This is a genomic window from Myxococcus dinghuensis, from assembly GCF_024198235.1.
Classification (GTDB): Bacteria; Myxococcota; Myxococcia; order Myxococcales; family Myxococcaceae; genus Myxococcus; species Myxococcus dinghuensis.
In genome coordinates, this window is the sequence record NZ_JAKCFB010000013.1 from 40,053 (window position 1) to 61,935 (window position 21,883).

The following is a 21,883-nucleotide window of genomic DNA, read 5'->3' on the forward strand; positions in this document are numbered from 1 at the left end:
GAAGTTTGCAGTGAGCCGCTGGGGGAACGGACAGGCGCGAGGGCGTGAAACCTTTTCGTGGCCACGGATGTCAGGAGGCGCCATCGGAGGTGACGGTGAAGCGCTCACGCGGCGGGTGGATGTTCGCCTGGACGGGTTGTGTCCTCATCGGGGCGATGGCCATGAGCCCGTGCCTCGCATTCGCGACGGGGGCGTCCGACGCGCACGCGCGGAGCGACGAGGCCTCGCGCAACGCAGCGGTCCTGGGTCGGGTCTGGGGGCTGGTGAAGTACACGCACCCCGCCCTCGCCTTGCACGAAGAGGACTGGGACGCGGCCCTCGTGGAGGCCCTGCCCGAAGCGCTCGCCGCCACCACGCCGGAGGCACTGGAGCACGCCGTCTCCGGCATGCTCCGTCGACTGGATGACCCGCTGACCCGCATCGAGGATGCACCGCCCGCCGGGGCTCCGTCGGGAGCGCCGCGCCCGCTGTCCCGCTGGGTGGGAGAGGTCCTCGTCCTGGACCTGGACCGCCGCTACGCCAACCTCCACGCGCTCTATCCGGCGATGCGCGCGCTGGAGCCCGAGCTCGCGCGGGCCCGCCACGTCATCCTGGACCTGCGCGCCCGTGGCACCGAGGAAGCGCGGTGGATGGAGATGTCGCTCGGGTTCCTGGAGCAGTCGCTGCCCTCGGAGCCCGTGAGCGCGCCCGCCGAGCGCCTCCGTCAGTACTCGGGGTTTCCCGCGCAGCGAGGCCCCAGCTCGGGAGACTTCACCACCTCCTTCGAGACGCGCATGCCTCGGATGTTCACGCCCGCGCCCGGCACACCGAAGCGCTCGGTGGCGTTGCTGGTCAACGCGCGCACGCCGCTGACACCGCTGCTGCTCGCCTTGCGCACCTCGCCTCGGACCTCGCTCGTGGCCCAGGGCGCACTGGATGAGTCCACCACCGTCCGCGTGAAGCGCATGCGCCTGCCCGGGGGGCGCGACGTGGTGGTGCGCGCGTCGGAGCGGGTCTTCCCGCCAGGCTCGCGGGGTTTGCGCACGGACGTCACCGTCGGCAATGACACGGCCCCCGGAGATGCCGGCCCCGCGTTCCAGGCCGCGCTCCGGTTGCTGCGCACGGGGCCCGGCAAGGCGCTTCCACGCGAGAGGACGGAGGCCCGGGTGACGCCGAGGAGCGCGACGGTGGATGTGTCCTCGACGACGCCCTACCCGTCCGAGCCGTATCGATTGCTCGCGGTCATCCGCTTCTGGAGCGTGATGCGGTTCTTCCATTGCGACCCATCGGCGCTCGGAGACTGGGACGCGGTGCTCCCGGAGGCGCTGTCGCAAGCCCGCGCGGCGACCGATGCCCGCGAGTACGCCCGCGCCGTGTACATGCTGGCGGCGCGTGTGCGAGACGGCCACGTCTTCGTCGCGGAGGCGAACGTGCCGCTGCGCTCGCTCGCCGAGGGCAACGTGCCGCTGGTGCTCCGTCCCATCGAGGGGCGCTTCCTCGTGACGGAGCTTCCCGCGCCCGAGGCCGCGAGAGCGGCGGGTATCTCCGTGGGCGATGAAGTGGTGTCCGTGGATGGTGAGCCCGTGGCCACGCGCGCGGCGCGATTCCGCGCGCTCCTGGGGGCATCACACCCCGCGGCCCAGTTGGAGCGAGTGGCCAGCCTGCTGCTCGCGGGCGCGGATGGCGCGCCGGTGGAGGTCATGTTCCAAGGCGTGGATGGGCGGTTGAAGGAGAGCCGGCTGCCGCGCTCGCGCGACTTCCTGCCCTTCCTCCGCGAGCCGCCGCGCGACGACGCGCCCTGGCGGATGCTGGAGGACGGCGTGGGCTATGCCGACCTGCGGCTGCTCCGCGCGGAGTCGGTGGACGCGCTGCTGGAGGCGATGAAGGACACGCGCGCGCTGGTCCTCGACCTGCGCGGCTATCCGCAGGGCAGCACGTGGACGCTCGCGCCCCGCCTCAACACGCGCGGCGCGACCACCGCCGCCCGCATCACCCGCCCCTTGCTGTCTGGAGGTGAAGGCCGGGAGCTGCGCTTCCAGGACACGCTGCCCACGACGGAGCGCCCGCTCTACGGAGGCCGCGTCGTGGTGCTCGTCGACGAGCGCACGGTGAGCCAGGGGGAGTACACGGCGATGATGCTCCGCGCCGCGTCCGGGGCGACGCTCGTGGGCAGCGCCACCGCCGGAGCCGTGGGCGACACGACGAATGTCTGCCTCCCTGGAGACATCTGCGTCCTCTTCACCGGCCAGCGCTTCGAGTGGCCCGACGGACAGCCCGCCCAGGGCACGGGGCTGAAGCCAGACATCGAGGTGCGGCCGACGGTGAAGGGCTTGCGCGCCGGACGCGACGAGGTGCTCGAACGGGCTCGGGCACTCCTGCGTGAGACGACCCGACCCGCGGGGAGTCTCACCTCCTCGAAGTCTCGCTGAGCACGCGGTCGCACGACGCCGCCGTCACATCAGCAATACGACGAAGCGTCACGACACGAGCGCCATCCGGAGGCCTGCATCCGCGCGACGCCCCCAGGGCCGCTGTGTCCGCGGCCCACCTGATGGAAGGTCGGAGCACCGGTCGAATCACACCGGCGTGGCGACGCGAGCACGCCGCCGCATCAGCCAGTAGCCACCGAGCCCCAGCACCAGCACCAGCACCAGGCCCCGGGGCACGAGGAAGAAGAGCCGACGCTGGCTCACCCTCTGGAGCCGCAGCTCGAGGTCCCTCACTCGTTCGGAGTCACCGAGGGAGCGGGCAAGTCGCGCCTGTTCCCGGGCGCCGTCCTCGTTCCCCGAGGACAGGAGGATGAGCCCGAGCAGGGCGTGGCCATCCTTGTCGTCGGGACGCAGCTCCGTGACTCGCACCGCGTGGGTCCGCGCCCCCTCGAGGTCGTGGGCCAGGTAGGTGAGCAACGCGCGCTCCGCATGGGCCTCGACGTCGTCGGGGTTCTTCTGGAGTCTCTCGGCGAGCGCGTCCCGGACCTCCGCGAGCGCGGCCACCTGACGCCGGAGGGAATCCCGCCACTGCACGGCCTCGATACGGTCCACTCCGTCGAGCCCCAGCTCGAGCGCGCGCTCCATGGCGCGGAGGGCCTCCTCGTATTGGGACTGCGGGATGAGCATGCGCCCGACCAGGAAGTGCGTCCGGGGGTTCTCCGGGGCCTCGTCGACCAGCCGCTGGACGTTCCGCTGCGCCTCGGTGAAGTCACCACTCATGGCCTTCAGCGCGACGTCGGCCTGGTCGTACACGGCCTGGAGTTCGGCGGTGTATCGCGGAGCCCCCTTCGTTTCGGGTGCCTGGAAGAGGAAGAGGAGGGTGAGCGCCAACGCGTGCATGGGACTCCCGAGTGTTGCAACTCGGTTGTATCACATCACCGCTCCGGGCTCTCGAAACCCTTTCCGGGCGAGGGTCATCCGAGCGGCGGGTACGAGGCGGACGGAGTCACACCCCGCCGGAGCTGCTTCGCCAGGAACCACGCGCCCACGGCGATGGGTGGGTAGATGACCAGGGCGACGAGCCGCTGGAGCAGCCCCTCGAGGCCCCTCACGTCCAGCCCGCTCCAGCCGCTCATGACGGGGACCAGCGCGAGCAGGAGCCCGTTCGTCACCAGGAGATAGCCGCGCAGGGGCCGGGCCTCGGGCTGACGCCAGAGCGCCGCGAGGAGCAGCGCGGGCAGGAGCACCGCGCCCGCGATGAGTGGCCCCGAGCCATGACGCGGGTCCGGCAGGGGGAACCGCGCGGCGTTCAGCGTGGCGAGCCCCAGCCCCTCCAGCGCGAGGAACACGAGCCAGCGCAGCACCACGGGCGCGTTCAGCGCCCGGAAGCCACAGAAGTAGCCCGCGGCGGCGACCAACGTCGCGAGCCCCGTCAACCCCACGCCCATGTTGAACAACCCCGGGTGCGTCGCGCGGTCGGAGCCGAGCATGCTCGCCGTCTGGCTCAGGAAGCTGTAGCCGGGGTTGAACGGCGCGGCCACCAACTGGGTGCCGAAGTAGAGGAAGGGAACCGCGACTCCCGCGGCCAGGGTGCCGCGAGGCGGAAGGGCGGACCAGGACATGCGCTCTCCATCGGGCATGCGCAGACATGCCACGGTTTGGGATTGAGACGGCGCGGCGGCGCCGGGACGACTGGGATGAGGCGGGTGTTACATGCCGCGGAACAGGAACATGAAGGGCTGAGACACCGTGAGGGTCTCCGGGCGATGTCTCAGCCGGAGCAGGCCCTTGCCCGTGTCGTCACGAGACACCGACGCGATGGCCCTCAGGTTGACGATGGTGGAGCGGTGGATCTGCTTGAACACGGCCGGGTCGAGCGCGTCGAGCAGCTCGCGAATCGGCTTTCGCAGGAGCGCCTCCCCCTCCGCCGTCATCACCACGGTGTACTTGTTGTCCGCCTGGAAGTAGGCCACGTCGTCCACGAGGATGAGGCGCGTCTCCCGGCCGGACGTGGCGGTGAGCCAGACGAGGGGCTCGGGGCGCTTCACGCTCGGCAGGGATTCGCTCAGCCGCTGGACCAGCGACGCCAGCACCGCGCCCTCCATGCCTCCCGACGGTGCGCGCGCTCGCAGCCGCCGCACCGTGGCCACGAGCCGCTCCCGGGCCACGGGCTTGAGCAGGTAGTCCACCGCGCCCTTCTCGAAGGCCTCCACCGCGTGCTGGTCATACGCGGTGACGAAGACGACCTGGGTGCGCGGGCTGCCCTCCGCCACGGCCGCCGCGACCTCCAGGCCCGTCAGCCCCGGCATGCGGATGTCGAGGAAGGCCACGTCGGGCCGGTGGGTGGCGATGGTGGCCAGCGCGCTGGCGCCGTCCTCGCACTCGGCGACGAGCTCGAGCTCCGGCCACACCTCGCGGAGCTGCTCCACGAGCGACGTGCGCAGGAGCGCCTCATCCTCCGCGAGCACGTACCGGGGCATGGTCCACCTCCTCCAAGGGAAGGGTCAGGGTCGCGGCGACGCCGCTGGGGAAGTTCGACGTCAGGACGAAGGAGGCCCGGTCTCCATGGGCGAGCCGCAGCCGCTCGCGCACGTTCCTCAAGCCGACCCCCGTGCCGGCGGTCTCCGCGCCCAGGCCCTGCCCGTCATCGGCGACCGTCACGCTGAGCCGGTCCCCGTTGGCGCGAGCCCGTATCCAGACCGTGCCACCGCCGGGGCGGGGCTCCAGCCCGTGCTTGAGCGCGTTCTCGACCAGGGTCTGCAGCATCATCGGCGGGAAGGGCACGCCACGCAGACTCTCCGGGACATCGAGCTGGGGACTCAGGCGGTCCCCCATGCGAATCTTCATGATGTCCAGGTAGGCCCGCGAGCGCTCCAGCTCCTCGCCCAGCGTCGACGGCGCGCCCGACGTGCGCGGCAGCGAGTGACGCAGGTAGGTGATGAGGTGACCGAGCATCTCCCCGGCCCGAGCCGGGTCGACGCGGGTGAGCACCTGGGCGTTGGCCAGCGTGTTGTAGAGGAAGTGGGGCTCCACCTGGGCTTGCAGCAGGTTGAGCCGGGCCACGGCCAGCTCCTTCTCGGTGGCGGTCTGCTTCGCGGCCTCCTGCTCCCGGCGTCGCTGCTCGCTCACGTGGCGGGTCAGGGCCCGCGTCAGCGCCTCCGCGTTCTCCAGGTTGGTGCCGTCATCCACCCGGAACAGGTCCAACCACGCTCCGGCCAGCGGCTCGCAAATCACCGTGACGCGGCTGACGCCCTCGCCGGGTGTCACCGTGGCCAGGACCTGGTTGTACGGCTGGCGCGACAACAGTCGGGGCAGGCGCCAGCGCCCGGGCGAGCCGCTCGGGTAGGGGTCCAGCCGGGGGAGCCTCGCGCGCACCTGGAGCCGCTCACGTGAGCGCTCCAGCATCTCCGCGGGGGCCATCTCCAGGAGGGCGGCGTCGACCAGCTCGAAGGCCACCACCGCCTCGAAGGGAAGCTCGACCTGGCGCCGCTGGCGGTTGGCCAGCGCGACGGAGTCCACCCGGTCCACGAGCAGCCGGACCCGCCGCGCGTGCGAGATGGCCCGGAGGGTCGCGTAGCCCGGCGCCAACAGGGCCAGGAGGAACGGCTCCGGGAAGGGCGGCGACCCAGGAGACGCCAGGCCCGACCAGACCACCATGGCGATGAAGAGCAGCCCCAGCCAGGCGCAGGTGAGACGGGCGATGAAGAAGCCGCTGGCGAGCACGGTGACACTCACTCCGATGAGGGTTCGAGCAGGAGAGTAGCCCCACGGGAACCCGGGAGCGCGGCCAGGCGACGAAGCACGGATTCAGCCGACCCGACCCCGAAAAGAGGCGACGAAGCCCGGGGACCTCGGCCTCCGCTCGGCAGCCCCGAGAGTGAGCGAAGGCGACGAAGCGCGGGGACCCCGGCCTCCGCGCGGCAGCCCCGAGAGCGAGCGAAGGCGACGAAGCGCGGGGACCCCGGCCTCCGCGCGGCAGCCCCGAGAGTGAGCGAAGGCGACGAAGCGCGGGGACCCCGGCCTCCGCGCGGCAGCCCCGAGAGCGAGCGAAGGCGACGAAGCGCGGGGACCCCGGCCTCCGCGCGGCAGCCCCGAGAGCGAGCGAAGGCGACGAAGCGCGGGGACCCCGGCCTCCGCGCGGCAGCCCGAGAGCCAGCGGAGGCGACGAGGCCGGGGACCTCGGCCTCCGCGCGGCAGCCCCGAGAGCGAGCGGAGGCGACGAAACCCGGGGACCTCGGCCTCCGCGAGGCAGCCCCGAGAGCGAGCGGAGGCGACTCGCGGGCACTGCCTCGGAGGTTGACCCGCCCCTGACGCGGTCCGTGGGGTGACGTCGCGCACCGAGCCTCGCGGGGAGCGCCTCTCCCGCCCTTGGGACCAGCACGCGGTACGGGAGCCACTCCCCGAACGCCGTGGACCCGGACGCGGGGCGCGTCGTGGAGCGGGACGGCGCTCCACTCCAGGACACCCTGGCTGCTTCGCGGTGGCCACCTCCCCAAGCTGCGCGATACGACACCGCGCATGTCGCGCACGTACGAGGAGCTGGAGGCCGAGGCGGCGTCGGTGTCGGTGTCGGGCTGGGACTTCTCCTGGCTGGAGGGGCGCGCGACGGAGCAGCGCCCGTCGTGGGGCTACCAGCGCGCCATGGGCGAGCGCATGGCCCGGGCCTCCGCCGCGCTCGACATCCAGACGGGCGGCGGCGAGGTCCTCGCGGGGGTCCCCACGCTCCCGCGCCTCGTCGTGGCGACCGAGTCCTGGCCACCGAACATCGCCCAGGCGACGAAGCGGCTCCACCCGCGCGGCGTGGTCGTCGTCGCCGACTCCGACGAGCCACCCCTCCCCTTCGCCGACGAGGCGTTCGACCTGGTCGTCAGCCGCCACCCCGTGACGACGTGGTGGAAGGACATCGCCCGCGTGCTCCAGCCGGGCGGCACGTACTTCTCCCAGCAGGTCGGCCCCGCCAGCGTCTTCGAGCTGGTGGAGTACTTCCTCGGCCCCCTCCCCGCCGACGTCCACCGCAAGCGCCACCCGGACGACGCGCGCGCCGAGGCCGAGGCCGCGGGCCTCCAGGTCGTCGACCTCCGCCTGGAGTCGCTGCGCACGGAGTTCCTCGACGTCGGCGCCGTCATCTACTTCCTGCGCAAGGTCATCTGGATGGTGCCGGACTTCACCGTCGAGCGATACCGGCCCCGGCTCCGCGCGCTGCACGAACACCTCCAGCGGCACGGCCCCTTCGTCGCCACCACGACGCGCTTCCTCATCGAGGCGCGCAAACCCACCCACCCCTGACGCCGCTCAGCGCGCCACGTCCGTCCCGCGCGGCAGGTGCACCGTGAAGATGGAGCCGAGCCCCTGCCGGCTCTCCACCTCGATGCGTCCGCCCATGGCCTCGACGATCTGCCGGCTGATGTAGAGCCCCAGGCCCAGGCCACCGTAGTGCCGGTCCGACACCGCGCGCTCGAAGCGTCCGAACAGGCGCGGCAGGTCCTCCTCCGAGATGCCGATGCCCTCGTCGCGCACCGACAGCCGCACCATGCCCTCCAGCGCGCCGGCCGCCTCCACCTGCACCGGCCGCCCCGCGCCGTACTTGGCCGCGTTGGTCAGGAGGTTCACCAGCACCTGGTCCAACCGCAGCGCGTCCCACCGCCCCAGCAACGGCCCCGGGAGGTGGAGCTGGACCTTGCACCCGGCCAGCGTGAACACCTCCTCCATCCGCTCCACCGCGTCGCGCACCGCCTGCCCCAGGTCCAGCTCCGTGGGCTCCAGCGCCATGCGCCCCAGCGACACGCGGCTCACGTCGAGCAGGTGGTCCACCAGCGTGGTGAGCCGCTGCACCTGCCGCACCGCCGTGGCCAGCCTGGGCGCCACCTTCTCCCGCGAGTCCGGCCCGAGCACCCGCTCGATGAGGCCATGCTGGAGCTTGAGGCTCGTCAGCGGCGTCTTCAGCTCGTGGCTCGCCACGGAGAGGAACTCGTCGCGCAACCGCACCGCCGCCTGCGCGGCCCGGTACAGCGACGCGTTCTCCAGCGCCACCGCCACCCGGCGCGCCAGCTCCTCCATCATCGACACGTCCGCCATCGCCAGCGGGCGCTGGGGCGCGGACGTCCCCAGGGTGATGACGCCCAGCGTGCGCCCCCGCGTGCGCACCGGCACCACCAGCAGCGTCCCCGGCCCCAGCATCTCCAGCAGCGTCCGGTGGCCCGGGTTCATCGCCAATTCGCCGCGCAGCGACACCCCCACGTCCGGCAGGTAGCGCGGCTCGCCCGTCTCGTAGCACTCGCGCGACAGGGGCAGCGTGCCCTCGTGCTCCAGCGCCGAGAGCACCAGCGCGTTGCGGCCCGAGTCCTGGTGCGAGGCCGCCACGCACCGCAGCGCGCCGTCCGGCCCCGCCAGCTCCACCAGGCACAGGGACGCCACGCTGCTGGCGGCCACGCGCGAGACGTGCTCCAGCGTCCACTCCACGTCATCCAGGTGCTCGGCCAGCGCGCGGCTCGCCTCCAGCAGGAAGAAGAGCCGCTCCTCGGCCTCCTTGCCCACCTGGAGCGCGCTGTGCAACCGCTCACCGCGCTCGCGCAACGTGCCATACAGCGCCGCGCGCTCCAGCGCCTGCGCCCCCTGGTACACCAGCGCCTCCAGGAAGCGCCGCTCCACCACGGGGAAGACACGCGCCACGCTCCACGTCAGCGCGACGAAGCCACGCATGCCCCGCTCCGTCATCAGCGGGAGGATGGCGCGCGCGCCCAGGCCCTGCGTCTCCAGCATGTAGCGCGGCAGCCCCGCCACGGAGAGGAAGTCCTCCAACGAGGAGAACCACTGCGCCTCGCGCCGCTCCATGGCCTGCCGCAGCACCGGGAAGTGCCCCGTGCGCCGTCCCTCGAAGGCCCGGGCCGCGTCCTCGGAGTGGCCGAACGAGCCCAGCACGTGGAGCCGCCCCTCGTCGTTCATCTCCGCGACCGCGCCCCGGCACGCGCCCGTCGCGCGCAGGCCCTCGTTCATCAGGACGTCCGCCACCTCCTTCGCCGTCGCCGCGCGGGACAGCGCCGCGGTCACCGCCTGGAGCCGCTCGGTGCGCGCCTGGGCCTCGCGCGCCTCCGCGTACAGGAGCGCGTTGTCCATGGAGAGGCTGGCGCGACGGGTCAGCTCCCGCACCAGCTCCAGGTCCGACGCCGTGATGGATGCGCCCTCCTCGCCGCGCACCAGCGAGACGGCCCCCAACACCCGCCCGCGCCCCTGCAGCGGCATCACCACGCCCGAGTGGATGCCGAGCCTGCGCATCACGTCCACCTGCTCCGCCCGCCGCACCAGGAGCGGCAGCGTGTCCTCCGTCACCACCTCCATCACCACCGGCCGGCCGGTGCGCAGCACCTCCGAGAGGCTCCCCGGCGACACGAGGTCGGGCGGCTGCAGCCGGGACAGCTCGTGGATGAGCGACACCTTCTCCCGCTCCCGGTGCGCCGCGGCGACCCGCTCCACGTGTCCGTCGTCGGACAGGACGTCCACCGCGCACCAGTCCGCGAGCGCCGGCACCACCAGCTCCGCGAGCTGCTGGAGCACCGTGCGCCAGTCGAGCGACGCGCTCAGCAGCTCGCCGGCGCGCGCGAGGAATTCCAGACGCGCCCCCATCTCCACGGGAGACTCGACGCGTTCGTCGGATGTCGCGCGCGCGCCGGGGGTGCCGCCCGGGCTCGCGCGAAAGAAGACAGAATTGGGATTCATCTCGGCGGACATTGGAAGCAATCCGTGATGCAGGAGATACGCCGGGCAATATCAGACCGTGTCCGAACGTTGTCCTGTACGTCGCGACAATGCCATCCGCGAATCAGGCGATGCGATTGTCCGCTGTCAGACCCGCGCCTGGGTCAATCACTGCTCACGAGGTCTCAGCCGACATCCGAGACAGCGGGAGGATTCCACCACACCGCTCCCTTTCCATCGATGGCGGCACGCGCGCGCTCACGCACCTGTCGCAGCGCCTCGACGGAGAGAGGACTCCAGGCGTTGGCCGCGCGCAGCGCCGCGTCCTGCTCATTGGGGTGGCTCATCCCCATCAACATCACGTCCGGGTCCAGCGTGAGCGTGTAGCGCACGCACTCCTCCACGGAAAGATGCGGCAGCACGGGAGCGGCGCGGTCGTCGAGTCCCCCCGAGCCCACCTTGCCGCGAGGCCGCGCCGTCATCGGGCGGCCATAGCCCTCCGTGTCGCCCAGCAGCTTGCCCGCGCCGAACGTCTTGAAGGACACCACGCCCACGCCGAGCGAGCGCGCCAGCGGGAGCACCTCCTCCACGTAGCGCGCGTCGACGAAGGGCCCCAGGGGGAACATCACCACGTCGCACAGGCCGGAGCGCAGCGCCGCGGTGAGCACGTCCGGGTGGTGGCTGGAGATGCCCCGGAAGCGCGCCTTGCCCTCGCGCACGCACTGGCCCAGCTGCGCCATGCCCCCGCCCGGCGCGGACAGCCGCCGCCACGCGTCCGGCTCCGACACCGCGTGGAAGACGAACAGGTCCACCGCGTCGTGGCCCAGCCGCTGCAGGCTGCCCTCCACCTGCGGCGCCACCGGCGCGTCGTGCTCGTCCACCTTGTCGATGAGGAAGACGCCCTCGCGGCGGCCGCGCAGCGCCTCGCCCACCACCTGCTCGCTCAACCCTTCCTCGTAGTTGGGCGCCGTGTCGATGACGTTGAGCCCCGCGTCCAGCGCCCGCCGCAGCGTGCCGACGAGCGTGTCGCGCGGCACCGCGCCGTCCGCGATGTCGCCGATGCCCACCGCCGTGGCGACGAAGCCGGTGCGCCCCAGCGCGCGGCGGGGCGTGAAGCGAGGAAGGGAGGTGCTCATCCCGTCGTTGTGCAGGAGGGCCCCCACCGCGTCAAGCAAGCCGGGCGGGACGCCTGCTCACCGGAAGGGCCCGGAGACCTCGAAGGTGTAGCCGTCCCCGTCGGCGTTGGTGGTGCCGCGCTGTGAGCTGAAGTACAGCCGCCGGCCGTCCGGGCTGAAGGCCGGCCCGGTGATTTCCGAACCCGCGTGTCCCATCAGGCGCAGGAACGAGGACACCACCCGCTCGGGCCCCGGGGTGATGAGGCAGATCTCCATGTTGCCGCCGTCCTCGGCCACGAACAGGTCTCCCGACCGGGAGACCAGCACGTTGTCCACGCCCGTGAGCGGCGACCCCGGGAACAGCGAATGGTCGTAGATGACCTCCAGGTCGCCGGTGTCCGGCGTGTGGGCCCAGACGCGCTTGTCCCCCTTGGTCGTGAAGTAGACGACGCCCGAGTCGTACCAGCAGCCCTCCGCGCCATCGAACACCGTCGTGCGCGACGCGACGTTGGACTGTCGGGACGCGGGCATCGTGGAGGCGCACCCCACCCAGCCCAGCTTCGCCGTGCCCGCCAGCGGGTCCCCCGTCATCCGCGCCGCCTCCAGCAGGCCCGCCTTCAACACCGGCCACACCGCCGGCGTGAAGCGATACAGGCGCCCCGTCGGCGTGTCCTCCGTCAGGTACAACCGGCGGCGCACCGGGTCCACCGTCACCGCCTCGTGCGAGAACGTGCCCAACGCGGCGCGCACCACGCCCTGCGAGGGCCGCGTCGGATCACACTCCCACACGCGCCCTCCGACGAACTCCTCGCAGGACAGCCACGTGCCCCACGGGGTGGGCCCTCCCGCGCAGTTCATCCGCGTGCCGGACAGCACGCGGTACGCGCCCACCACCGCCCCCGCGCCGGAGAAGCGCAGCGCCCCCGTCCCGCCGGACGACACCTCGCTGTTGGACGTGTAGACCCAGCCGCCATCCGGTTGCGCGAAGCACGCGCCCCCGTCCGGCGCGGGGTGCCAGGCGTAGGCGGAGCCGGACACCACGCGTCCGCTGCGCGCGAGCAGGCGCGACGTGAAGCCCGCCGGCAATCGCAGGCCGCGCGCGTCCGGTGTGCCGGACATGGCCCCGTAGGGCCCCCTCCCCGGACGGGCCGGCAGCGCGTACGCCGCCCTCCAGAAGGAAGTCCCCCACGCCAACGTCCCCCCCGCCAGCGCGGAGAGACGGATGAAATCCCGACGACCCAATCGACGCACCACGCCCCCCTCGTGGCGCGGCACCCCCGTCCGCGCCCCCGCCCTCACCCGTCGCCCGCGGGCCTCCTCATCCCCCGCCCTGGCGACTCGAGCGGTTCTTGTCCCAGATGGCGTAGAGGATGACGAGGAAGGCGACGAGCCGGGCCAGGTAGAGGTAGTAGCGACGCTCGTCCAGCGAGTCCATCAGCGCGGCCGCGACGGAGTTGACCGCCAACAGGACGAAGGCCCCGGAGAAGAAAGCGAACAGTCGCTCCCGCGACTGCTTCCAGAAGCGCAGGAAGAACAACGCGCACGCCAACCACCCCATCGCCACCGCGCCATTGAGCATGGACCTGAGCATGGCGAGCTACCTCACGAGGCGTCCCAGATGAGTCCGTAGAGCAGCACGGCCACGCTGGCCAGCGTGGCCAGCAGCCGGGGCATGTACAGGTCGATGGTCGAGGGCAGGATGACCAGGTCCACGAACAGCAGGATGTTGCTGAGGGCCATGCCCACGAAGCACAGGCCACTCCACAGGAGCAGCCGGGACTGGCTGCGCTTCCAGGCGCGCAGCAGCAGCACCGCGCACGCCACGCTCGTCAAGGCACAGAGGATGTAGACGGCCTCCGCCATGGTCCTACTCCTTGTCCTTCTTCAGAACGAAGGCCTCCGCGAAGCCCCGGACCTTGTCCAGCGGCCGCGAGAAGATGAAGGAGATGACACTCACCCTGCGCGCACCGTACACCGCCGCCAGCTCCGTCACCGCCTGCACGTCCTCCGAACTCGCGGGACTGAACCGATAGACGGGCGGTGTCCCCCCGTCGCTCACCAGGAGCTTGCGCTCGGTCAGGTCCGCCAGGCGCGCGGCCGCGGAAGAATCTGTGATGCGCAGCTCCAGGCTCACCGACGACGCGGTCCACTCCTTCCCGCTCTGGGACCGGAGCAGGAGAAGCACCTCCAGCTTCTCCAGGGAATCGATGTGCGTCGTGATGAAACGCTGGACCCGCATGGGAAGTCCGGCGTCGCTCACAGGCCCACCTTGCCCACGATATTTTGTGCGTCAACCTTTTCCTGCGTCGGCGTGTTCACCTTCCTGCGCGGCGGGCTCCTCCGCCAGGCTGCTCCCCTGGGTGGGGAGAGGTGCCTGGGGCGCCGGCGCGGGGCCGGGGCCCGCGAGGTGACGCAGGCCCTCGGCGAGGCGTGAGGTGGCGTCGGGCGGAGACACATCCAGGAGCGCTAACAACACCGTCTCCGGGCGTCCGAACATTCTGGGCAGCAGTGTGCTGTAGGCGCGCACGGCCCCGCGCTGGTCACCCAGCTCCCAGTCCACTCGCGAACCCTGGAGCACCTCGCCTCGGGCGGCGCGCATCAGCGGCTGGGCTGCCTGGGGCAGCGGCTGGCCGTCCGCTCCCCGGACGACGACCTCCGCGTGGAGGCCCTGGGCCTCGCGGTACGCCAGGCAGCCCCCCGCCAGCCCCTGCGCCGCCCGGTTGGCCAGCAGGGTGCGTCCGCTGCCGGGCTCCACCAGGGCGAGCGGCGTGGGGAGCGCGGCGAGCACGGCCTCCAGCCAGCGCTGCTGGTTGCGGTGGGACTCCATCTCCCGGCGCAGCAGCTCCTCGCGCGCGCGGCCCCGCTCCTCCTCGGCGCGGCGCAGGGCCTCCGCCAGCTCGTGCTCGTGTTCGCGCCGCTGCGTCTCGCGCAGCGCCTCCGCCTGCCGCCGGACCAGCTCCGTCTTGCGGTGCAGGTCCACGAAGACGCCCACCTTGGAGCGGAGGATCTCCGGCTCGTAGGGCTTGAGGAGGTAGTCCACCGCGCCCACCGCGTAGGCGCGAAGCTCCGGCAACTGGCCCCGGGACAAGGCGGTGAGGAACAGCAGGGGCGTGTGGCGGCTGCGCTCGCGCTCGCGGATGAGGCCCGCCGTCTCGAAGCCGTCCATGCCGGGCATGACGACGTCCAGGAGGATGGCGGCGAAGTCCTGGGTGAGCAGGTGACGCAGGGCCTCGCGTCCGCTGCGCGCGGTGACCAGCCGCTGTCCCAGCGGGGCGAGCGTCGCCTCCAGCGCCAGCAGGCCCTCCGGCTGGTCGTCGACCAGGAGGATGGCGACGGGCTCCACCGTGACGGCGGGGAGCTTGTCGCGCGGGGGCGCGGCGCTCATGGCGACACCCGGCCGCGCGGCAGGTGGACCCACCGCGACAGCCACCCGTCGACGTCGGCCAGCGACAGCCGCTCCACCTCCGGCCCCACCCCGGCCTCCTCCGCTTCGCCCACGACGGCGACCCGGCCTCCCCTCGACCGGAGCCGGCCCAGGCCCGCGAGGCCGTCCTCGTGTCCGGCGAACAGCAGCGCCGCGGCGGACGCGCCATGGCTGTCCGCGGTGGAGTCGAAGAGGGCGTCGATGGAGGGACGGCACCCGTGCTCGGGGGGCTCCACGGAGAGACACACCGTGCCCCGGTCGACCAGCAGGTGGTAGCCCGCCGGCGCCAGGTGGACACGCCCGGGCACCAGGTCGTCCTTGTCGTCCGGCTCCACCACCGACAACGGACAGCGGCGCCCCAGCGGCGCGGCCAGCGCGTCGAGCGGCCCCCGGTGCTGCACCAGCACCACCGGCACGGGCAGCAGCGCGGGCAGGCGCGACAGCAGCACCTCCACATCCGACGCCGCCGACCGGGGCGCTCCCACCACCAACAGGCCCACGCTCATGTCACCCTCCGGAAGATGCGGCCGGTGTCCTCCAGCTCCTCGTACGCGGCGGCGTGGGGCGTGCGCGACAGCGACTCCTTGCGCCCCAGGCAGAGGAAGCCGAAGCGCGCCAGGCTCTCGTGGAGCCGCGTGTGCGCGCGGTCGTGCAGGGTGCGGTCGAAGGCGAGCAGCACGTCCCGGCAGACGACGACCTGGAACTCGTTGAACGAGCCGTCCGTGGCCAGGTTGTGCTGGGTGAAGAAGATGCGCTCGCGCAGCTCCGGGCGAAGCTGCGCCCAGTCGCCGTCGCGCGTGTACCAGGACGACAGCCGCCCCTTCCCGCCCGTCTCCACGTACCGCGCGGCCGCGGCCGCGTCGGGCAGCGGCACCACGCCGGTGCGCGCGTCCGAGAGCAGCCCCTCGCACGCGTCGGACGCGTACAGCCGGCAGCGGCTCCACAGCCCCTCCTCGTGCAGGAGGATGGCCAGCGCGTGGGTGCCCTCCCCCGTGCCACAGCCCACGTGCCAGACGCGCACGGAGGGCCAGGTGCGCAGCACGGGGACGACGCGGGCGCGGAAGTCCTGGAAGAAGGCGACGTCGGTGAAGAGCGTGGGCTCCGCGCAGGACAGCGTGCGCAGGAGGGCCTCCAGCGCCTCGTTGTCGTGCAGCACCCGGGCCTGGAGGGCGGAGAACGACGCCAGCCGCTCCTCGCGCAGGTGCTGGCGCAGCCGCCGCAGGAGCAGCGGCCGGGCATGGCTGCGCAGGTCGAAGCCCCAGTGGCGGGCCACGCCCTCGAGGAGCAGGTCCGCCTCCAGGGCCTCCAGCGCCGCGGCCGAGTCCCCGGCGCTCACCCGGAGACCTCCGTGCGCGCGCCCCGCGCCTGGGCGCCGCGCGGCGCGTGCAGCCACACGCGCAGGAGGCTGAGCAGCTTCTCGATGTCCACCGGCTTGGTGATGTAGTCGGACGCGCCCGCCTCCAGGCACTTCTCGCGGTCGCCCTTCATCGCCTTGGCGGTCAGCGCGAGGATGGGCAGGTGCGCGACGCGGTCCATGCGGCGGATGGCGCGCATGGCCTGGTAGCCGTCCATCTCCGGCATCATCACGTCCATCAGCACCAGCTCGATGTCGCCCTCCGTCTCCAGCAGGGCCAGGCCCTCGCGGGCGCTCTCCGCGAAGGCGACCTTCATGCCGTAGCGCTCCAGCACGGTGTTGAGGGCGAAGATGTTGCGCACGTCGTCGTCCACCACCAGCACCTTGCGGTTGACGAGCAGCGGGTCGCGCTCGCGCGCCTTCTCCAGCATGCGGCGCTTGGGCTCGGTCATCTGCGCGGGCGAGCGGTGGAGGAACAGGCTCGTCTCCTCCAGGAGCCGCTCCGGGCTCTGCGCGTCCTTGACCACGATGGCCTCCGCCACCCGGCGCAGCTCCGTCTCCTGCGCGCGGGACAGCTCGCGGCCGGTGTAGACGATGATGGGCGGTCCCCCCGCGCCGTACGTCTCCCGGACGCGGCGGATGAGCTCCGTGCCGGCCATGTCCGGCAGGCCCAGGTCCAGCACCATGCAGTCGAACCTCCGCTCGGCCAGGGCGGACAGCGCCTGCGCCGCGGTGCCCACCGCCACCGTGTGCACGTCGTCGCTGCCGAGCAGCTCCTGGAGCGACTGGAGGTGCACGGCGTCGTCCTCCACGATGAGCAGGCCCCGGCCCTTGCGCTCCACGAAGTCGCGCAGGGACGCGAGCGCGGCGGTCGCCGCCTCCGGGTCCGCCGCGGCCCGCAGGTGGCCGATGGCGCCCAGGTTGAGCGAGCGCTCGCGGTGGTCCTCGTCGGACACCGTGTACACCGGCAGCGCGCGGGTCCCCGCGTCGTGCTTGAGCCGGTCCAGCACCACCCAGCCCGCCATCTCCGGCAGGTCCAGGTCCACCGCCACGGCCACCGGCCGCGCGTTGCGCACCGCCTCCAGCGCGCCCTCCACCTCCGAGGAGACGAGCACCTTGAAGCCCGCGCCCTGCGCCGCCGCGCGCAGCCGCGCCGCGTGGTCCGGCGCGTGGGTCACCGCCAGCAGCACGCGGTCCCCGGGCTGGATGCTGCTCCGGTCGTCGTCGATGCCCGGCGCCCCCAGCGACGTCGCGACGGGCGGCTCCTCCGGGAGCGGCGCGGGCAGCGTGGGCGCGGTGTGGACCAGGGCGGTGAGGGAGGACGCGCGGGGCTCCAGGCCGGGCCGCTCCACCACGAAGTCCAGCGGCAGGTAGAGGGTGAAGTTGCTGCCCCGGCCCGGCTCGCTCTCCAGCCGGATTTCACCGCCGAGCAGCCGCGCGATTTCGCGGCTGATGGACAGGCCCAGGCCGGTGCCGCCGTACTTGCGCGCGGTGGAGCCGTCCGCCTGCTGGAAGGCCTCGAAGATGATGTGGTGCTTGTCCCTGGGGATGCCGATGCCCGTGTCCTCCACGGCGAACGCCACCACGGAGGGCGCGGTGGACAGCACCGGGTGGTCCGGCGTCCAACCACCGCGCGCCATGCCGATGCGCAGCGCCACCGAACCGGACTCGGTGAACTTGAAGGCGTTGGACAGCAGGTTCTTGAGCACCTGCTGGAGCCGCTTCGCGTCCGTCTCCACCTCGCCGGCCATGCCCGGCGTCAGGTCGATGTCGAACTGGAGCCCCTTCTTGTCCGCCACCTGCCGGAAGGTGCGGTCCACGAACTCGCGCAGGTCGCTGAAGCGCAGCGGGCCCACGTCCACCGTCATGGTGCCGGATTCGATCTTCGACAGGTCGAGGATGTCGTTGATGAGCTCCAGCAGGTCCGCGCCGGAGGCGTGGATGGTCTTGGCGAACTCCACCTGGCGGCCGGTGAGGTTGCCGTCCACGTTGTCGCTCAGCGTCTGGCTGAGGATGAGCAGCGAGTTGAGCGGCGTGCGCAGCTCGTGGCTCATGTTGGCCAGGAACTCCGACTTGTACTTGGAGGTGAGGCTCAACTGCTCGGCCTTCTCCTCCAGGGCGCGCTTGGCCTGCTCCACCTCGCCGTTCTTGCGCTCCACCTCCGTCTTCTGCTCGGAGAGCAGCTTGGCCTTCTCCTGGAGCTCCTCGTTGGTGCGGCGCAGCTCCTCCTGCTGGCGCTTGAGCAGCTCCTCGGACTGCTGGAGCGACGTGGCCTGCTGCTCCAGGCGCTTGTTCGTCTCCGTCAGCTCCTCCTGCTGCTTGCGCAGCTCGTCCGTGAGCGCCTGCGACTGCTTGAGCAGCGCCTCCGTGCGCATGTTCGCGGCGATGGTGTTGAGCACGATGCCGATGGACTCGGTCAGCTGCTCGAGGAAGCCCAGGTGCACGTCGCTGAAGCGGTGGAACGAGGCCAGCTCGATGACGGCCTTGATTTCACCCTCGAAGAGCACGGGCAGCACGACGATGTTGCGCGGCACCTCCTCGCCCAACCCGGAGGAGATGCGGATGTACGTGTCCGGCACGTCCGACAGGAGGATGGGCTCCTTCTCCAGGGCGCACTGCCCCACCAGCCCCTCGCCCAGCTTGAAGGTGTTGGAGAGCCCCTTGCGCTCGCGGTACGCGTACGACGCGAGCAGCTTCAATATCTGCTCCCCGGCCTCCGCGCGCTCGGAGATGTAGAAGACGCCGTGCTGGGCGTCCACCAGCGGCGCCAGCTCCGACAGGATGACCTTGGACACCGTGAGCAGGTCGCGCTGACCCTGGAGGACGCGGGTGAACTTGGCCAGGTTGGTCTTGAGCCAGTCCTGCTCCGTGTTCTTGCGCGTGGTGTCCTTCAGGTTGCGGATCATCTCGTTGATGTTGTCCTTGAGGGCGGCCACCTCGCCCTGCGCGGACACGGTGATGAACCGCGTCAGGTCGCCCTTGGTCACCGCCGTCGCCACCTCCGCGATGGCGCGCACCTGCGTGGTGAGGTTGGCGGCGAGCTGGTTCACGTTGTCCGTCAGGTCGCGCCAGATGCCGGCCGTGCCGGGCACGCGCGCCTGACCGCCCAGCTTCCCCTCGATGCCCACCTCGCGGGCCACCGTCGTCACCTGGTCCGCGAACACCGCCAGGGTGTCGATCATCCCGTTGATGGTGTCCGCCAGCTCCGCGATTTCGCCCTTCGCGTCCACCACCAGCTTGCGCTTCAGGTCGCCGTTGGCCACCGCCGTCACCACCTTGGCGATGCCGCGCACCTGCGTGGTGAGGTTGGAGGCCATGGAGTTCACGTTGTCCGTGAGGTCCTTCCACGTCCCCGCCACGCCCTTCACCTCCGCCTGGCCCCCCAGCTTGCCCTCCGTGCCCACCTCGCGCGCCACGCGCGTCACCTCCGACGCGAAGGACGACAGCTGGTCCACCATCGTGTTGATGGTGTTCTTCAGCTCCAGGATTTCGCCCTGCACGTCCACGGTGATCTTCTTCGACAGGTCGCCGCGCGCCACCGCCGTCGTCACCTCCGCGATGTTGCGCACCTGGGCCGTGAGGTTGGAGGCCATGGAGTTCACGTTGTCCGTGAGGTCCTTCCACGTCCCCGCCACGCCCTTCACGATGGCCTGACCGCCCAGCTTGCCCTCCGTGCCCACCTCACGGGCCACGCGCGTCACCTCCGACGCGAACGAGTTGAGCTGGTCCACCATCGTGTTGATGGTGTTCTTCAGCTCCAGAATCTCCCCGCGCACGTCCACGGTGATCTTCTTCGACAGGTCCCCGTTGGCCACCGCCGTCGTCACCTCCGCGATGTTGCGCACCTGCGACGTCAGGTTGGACGCCATGGAGTTCACGTTGTCCGTGAGGTCCTTCCAGGTGCCACCCACGCCACGCACGATGGCCTGCCCACCCAGCTTGCCCTCCGTGCCCACCTCGCGCGCCACGCGCGTCACCTCCGACGCGAACGAGTTGAGCTGGTCCACCATCGTGTTGATGGTGTTCTTCAGCTCCAGAATCTCCCCGCGCACGTCCACGGTGATCTTCTTCGACAGGTCGCCGCGCGCGACGGCCATCGTCACCTCCGCGATGTTGCGCACCTGCGACGTCAGGTTGGAGGCCATGGAGTTCACGTTGTCCGTGAGGTCCTTCCACGTGCCGCCCACGCCACGCACCACCGCCTGACCGCCCAGCTTCCCCTCGGTGCCCACCTCCTTGGCGACGCGGGTCACCTCCGAGGCGAACGACGACAACTGGTCCACCATCGTGTTGATGGTGTTCTTCAGCTCCAGCACCTCGCCGCGCGCGTCCACGGTGATCTTCTTCGACAGGTCCCCCTTGGCCACCGCCGTCGTCACGTCCGCGATGTTGCGCACCTGGGCCGTGAGGTTGGAGGCCATGGAGTTCACGTTGTCCGTGAGGTCCTTCCACGTACCGCCCACGCCGCGCACCACGGCCTGGCCCCCCAGCTTGCCCTCCGTGCCCACCTCGCGCGCCACGCGCGTCACCTCCGACGCGAACGAGTTGAGCTGGTCCACCATCGTGTTGATGGTGTTCTTCAGCTCCAGGATTTCGCCCTGCACGTCCACGGTGATCTTCTTCGACAGGTCGCCGTTGGCCACCGCCGTCGTCACCTCCGCGATGTTGCGCACCTGCGACGTCAGGTTGGACGCCATGGAGTTCACGTTGTCCGTGAGGTCCTTCCACGTCCCCGCCACGCCCTTCACCACCGCCTGACCGCCCAGCTTGCCCTCCGTGCCCACCTCGCGCGCCACGCGCGTCACCTCCGACGCGAACGAGTTGAGCTGGTCCACCATCGTGTTGATGGTGTTCTTCAGCTCCAGAATCTCCCCGCGCACGTCCACGGTGATCTTCTTCGACAGGTCGCCGTTGGCCACCGCCGTCGTCACCTCCGCGATGTTGCGCACCTGGGCCGTGAGGTTGGAGGCCATGGAGTTCACGTTGTCCGTGAGGTCCTTCCACGTGCCGCCCACGCCCTTCACCACGGCCTGGCCGCCCAGCTTGCCTTCCGTACCCACTTCGCGCGCCACGCGCGTCACTTCGGAGGCGAAGGACGACAACTGGTCCACCATCGTGTTGATGGTGTTCTTCAGTTCGAGAATCTCCCCGCGCACGTCCACGGTGATCTTCTTCGACAGGTCACCCTTGGCCACCGCCGTCGTCACTTCCGCGATGTTGCGCACCTGCGACGTCAGGTTGGACGCCATGGAGTTCACGTTGTCCGTGAGGTCCTTCCAGGTGCCGGCCACGCCGCGCACCTTGGCCTGACCGCCCAGCTTTCCCTCCGTCCCCACCTCGCGGGCGACGCGCGTCACCTCCGACGCGAAGGCGCCGAGCTGCTCCACCATCCCGTTCACCAGCCGGGCGGTGCGCAGGAACTCGCCCTTGAGGGGGCGGCCGTCCACCTCCAGGGCCACCGTCTGGGACAGGTCGCCCTTGGCCACCGCGCCGATGACGCGGCCCATCTCCGTGGTGGGCTGCACCAGGTCCGCGACCAGCGTGTTCACCGACTCCACGCAATCCGCCCAGGAGCCCACGGCGCTGACCACGTGGGCGCGCTGGGTGATGCGGCCCTCCTTGCCCACCACGTTGCCGATGCGCTCGAACTCGTGCGTCATCCGCTCGTTCAGCTCGATGATTTCGTTGAGCGAGTCGGCGACCTTGCCGGCGTTGCCCACCTTGTCCACGGGCATGCGCACGGAGAAGTCGCCCTTGCGCACGGCGGTGAGCACTCGCAGCAGCTGCCGTGAGTCCAGCGTGTCCGAGTCGTCCTCCTGATGGCGCGACGGTGGCGGCGACGCGGGCGCGCGGCGGGAGGAAACCTTCTTCACGGTCATGTGAGTGAGCC

General features: G+C 71.4%; 16 protein-coding genes. 2 read left to right on the forward strand and 14 right to left on the reverse strand.

Going from position 1 to position 21,883, the window contains the following annotated elements; all coding sequences use genetic code 11:
• The first annotated feature begins 95 nt into the window (after positions 1–95).
• Positions 96–2,408 (forward strand): S41 family peptidase, encoded by a 2,313-nt coding sequence (locus tag LZ198_RS43450; protein WP_253973373.1) that lies wholly within the window; start codon positions 96–98, stop codon positions 2,406–2,408.
• Between the two features lie 147 nt (positions 2,409–2,555).
• On the opposite strand, the gene LZ198_RS18770 is transcribed toward LZ198_RS43450, so the two are convergent.
• The 4 genes from LZ198_RS18770 to LZ198_RS18785 all read right to left on the reverse strand — a co-directional run bounded on the left by LZ198_RS18770 (position 2,556) and on the right by LZ198_RS18785 (position 6,143).
• A complete protein-coding gene (locus LZ198_RS18770; RefSeq protein ID WP_253973374.1) occupies positions 2,556–3,308 on the reverse strand; it encodes a tetratricopeptide repeat protein in 753 nt (250 codons plus the stop codon).
• A 74-nt stretch (positions 3,309–3,382) separates the two neighbouring features.
• A complete protein-coding gene (locus tag LZ198_RS18775; RefSeq protein ID WP_253973375.1) occupies positions 3,383–4,030 on the reverse strand; it encodes a DUF998 domain-containing protein in 648 nt (215 codons plus the stop codon).
• 87 nt (positions 4,031–4,117) lie between these two features.
• Positions 4,118–4,888 (reverse strand): LytR/AlgR family response regulator transcription factor, encoded by a 771-nt coding sequence (locus LZ198_RS18780; protein WP_253973376.1) that lies wholly within the window; start codon positions 4,886–4,888, stop codon positions 4,118–4,120.
• Entirely contained in the window at positions 4,860–6,143 is a 1,284-nt protein-coding gene (locus LZ198_RS18785) for a sensor histidine kinase (protein WP_253973377.1), read from the reverse strand. Before LZ198_RS18785 ends, LZ198_RS18780 begins: the two co-directional genes overlap by 29 nt.
• A gap of 783 nt (positions 6,144–6,926) precedes the next feature.
• Between LZ198_RS18785 and LZ198_RS18790 the strand changes: the two genes are divergently transcribed.
• The gene (locus LZ198_RS18790) at positions 6,927–7,694 is read left to right on the forward strand and encodes a class I SAM-dependent methyltransferase (RefSeq protein WP_253973378.1); all 768 of its coding nucleotides are present in this window, start codon (positions 6,927–6,929) and stop codon (positions 7,692–7,694) included.
• Positions 7,695–7,700: 6 nt separating this feature from the next.
• Here the strand turns inward: LZ198_RS18790 and LZ198_RS18795 are convergent, their stop codons facing one another.
• The 10 genes from LZ198_RS18795 to LZ198_RS18840 all read right to left on the reverse strand — a co-directional run bounded on the left by LZ198_RS18795 (position 7,701) and on the right by LZ198_RS18840 (position 21,872).
• Positions 7,701–10,121, reverse strand: a complete 2,421-nt coding sequence (locus tag LZ198_RS18795; protein ID WP_253973379.1) for a sensor histidine kinase — start codon at positions 10,119–10,121, stop codon at positions 7,701–7,703.
• A gap of 164 nt (positions 10,122–10,285) precedes the next feature.
• The gene (locus LZ198_RS18800) at positions 10,286–11,236 is read right to left on the reverse strand and encodes an aldo/keto reductase (protein WP_253973380.1); all 951 of its coding nucleotides are present in this window, start codon (positions 11,234–11,236) and stop codon (positions 10,286–10,288) included.
• Between the two features lie 57 nt (positions 11,237–11,293).
• Entirely contained in the window at positions 11,294–12,457 is a 1,164-nt protein-coding gene (locus tag LZ198_RS18805; protein ID WP_253973508.1) for an alkaline phosphatase PhoX, read from the reverse strand.
• Between the two features lie 76 nt (positions 12,458–12,533).
• A complete protein-coding gene (locus LZ198_RS18810; protein ID WP_253973381.1) occupies positions 12,534–12,806 on the reverse strand; it encodes a DUF5985 family protein in 273 nt (90 codons plus the stop codon).
• A gap of 11 nt (positions 12,807–12,817) precedes the next feature.
• On the reverse strand, positions 12,818–13,078 hold the full coding sequence (locus tag LZ198_RS18815; RefSeq protein ID WP_253973382.1) for a DUF5985 family protein: 261 nt from the start codon (positions 13,076–13,078) through the stop codon (positions 12,818–12,820).
• Positions 13,079–13,082: 4 nt separating this feature from the next.
• Positions 13,083–13,475 carry a hypothetical protein gene (locus LZ198_RS18820; RefSeq protein WP_323382777.1) on the reverse strand — a complete coding sequence of 131 codons (393 nt, stop codon included), beginning with the start codon at positions 13,473–13,475 and terminating at the stop codon, positions 13,083–13,085.
• Between the two features lie 30 nt (positions 13,476–13,505).
• Entirely contained in the window at positions 13,506–14,600 is a 1,095-nt protein-coding gene (locus tag LZ198_RS18825) for a response regulator (RefSeq protein ID WP_253973384.1), read from the reverse strand.
• Positions 14,597–15,145, reverse strand: coding sequence for a chemotaxis protein CheB (locus LZ198_RS18830; RefSeq protein ID WP_253973385.1), 549 nt, complete (start codon positions 15,143–15,145; stop codon positions 14,597–14,599). The genes LZ198_RS18825 and LZ198_RS18830 overlap by 4 nt, the downstream gene beginning before the upstream one ends.
• Entirely contained in the window at positions 15,142–15,975 is an 834-nt protein-coding gene (locus tag LZ198_RS18835) for a CheR family methyltransferase (protein WP_253973386.1), read from the reverse strand. Before LZ198_RS18835 ends, LZ198_RS18830 begins: the two co-directional genes overlap by 4 nt.
• The gene (locus tag LZ198_RS18840; RefSeq protein ID WP_253973387.1) at positions 15,972–21,872 is read right to left on the reverse strand and encodes a HAMP domain-containing protein; all 5,901 of its coding nucleotides are present in this window, start codon (positions 21,870–21,872) and stop codon (positions 15,972–15,974) included. Before LZ198_RS18840 ends, LZ198_RS18835 begins: the two co-directional genes overlap by 4 nt.
• Positions 21,873–21,883: the final 11 nt, after the last annotated feature.

Coding starts and splice junctions, on each gene's coding strand:
- LZ198_RS18840 (WP_253973387.1), bottom strand. CDS start 21,872: ATGACCGTGAAGAAGGTTTCCTCCCGCCGCGCGCCCGCGTCGCCGCCA.
- LZ198_RS18780 (WP_253973376.1), bottom strand. CDS start 4,888: ATGCCCCGGTACGTGCTCGCGGAGGATGAGGCGCTCCTGCGCACGTCG.
- LZ198_RS18830 (WP_253973385.1), bottom strand. CDS start 15,145: ATGAGCGTGGGCCTGTTGGTGGTGGGAGCGCCCCGGTCGGCGGCGTCG.
- LZ198_RS18815 (WP_253973382.1), bottom strand. CDS start 13,078: ATGGCGGAGGCCGTCTACATCCTCTGTGCCTTGACGAGCGTGGCGTGC.
- LZ198_RS18770 (WP_253973374.1), bottom strand. CDS start 3,308: ATGCACGCGTTGGCGCTCACCCTCCTCTTCCTCTTCCAGGCACCCGAA.
- LZ198_RS18825 (WP_253973384.1), bottom strand. CDS start 14,600: ATGAGCGCCGCGCCCCCGCGCGACAAGCTCCCCGCCGTCACGGTGGAG.
- LZ198_RS18795 (WP_253973379.1), bottom strand. CDS start 10,121: ATGAATCCCAATTCTGTCTTCTTTCGCGCGAGCCCGGGCGGCACCCCC.
- LZ198_RS18810 (WP_253973381.1), bottom strand. CDS start 12,806: ATGCTCAGGTCCATGCTCAATGGCGCGGTGGCGATGGGGTGGTTGGCG.
- LZ198_RS18800 (WP_253973380.1), bottom strand. CDS start 11,236: ATGAGCACCTCCCTTCCTCGCTTCACGCCCCGCCGCGCGCTGGGGCGC.
- LZ198_RS18775 (WP_253973375.1), bottom strand. CDS start 4,030: ATGTCCTGGTCCGCCCTTCCGCCTCGCGGCACCCTGGCCGCGGGAGTC.
- LZ198_RS18790 (WP_253973378.1), top strand. CDS start 6,927: ATGTCGCGCACGTACGAGGAGCTGGAGGCCGAGGCGGCGTCGGTGTCG.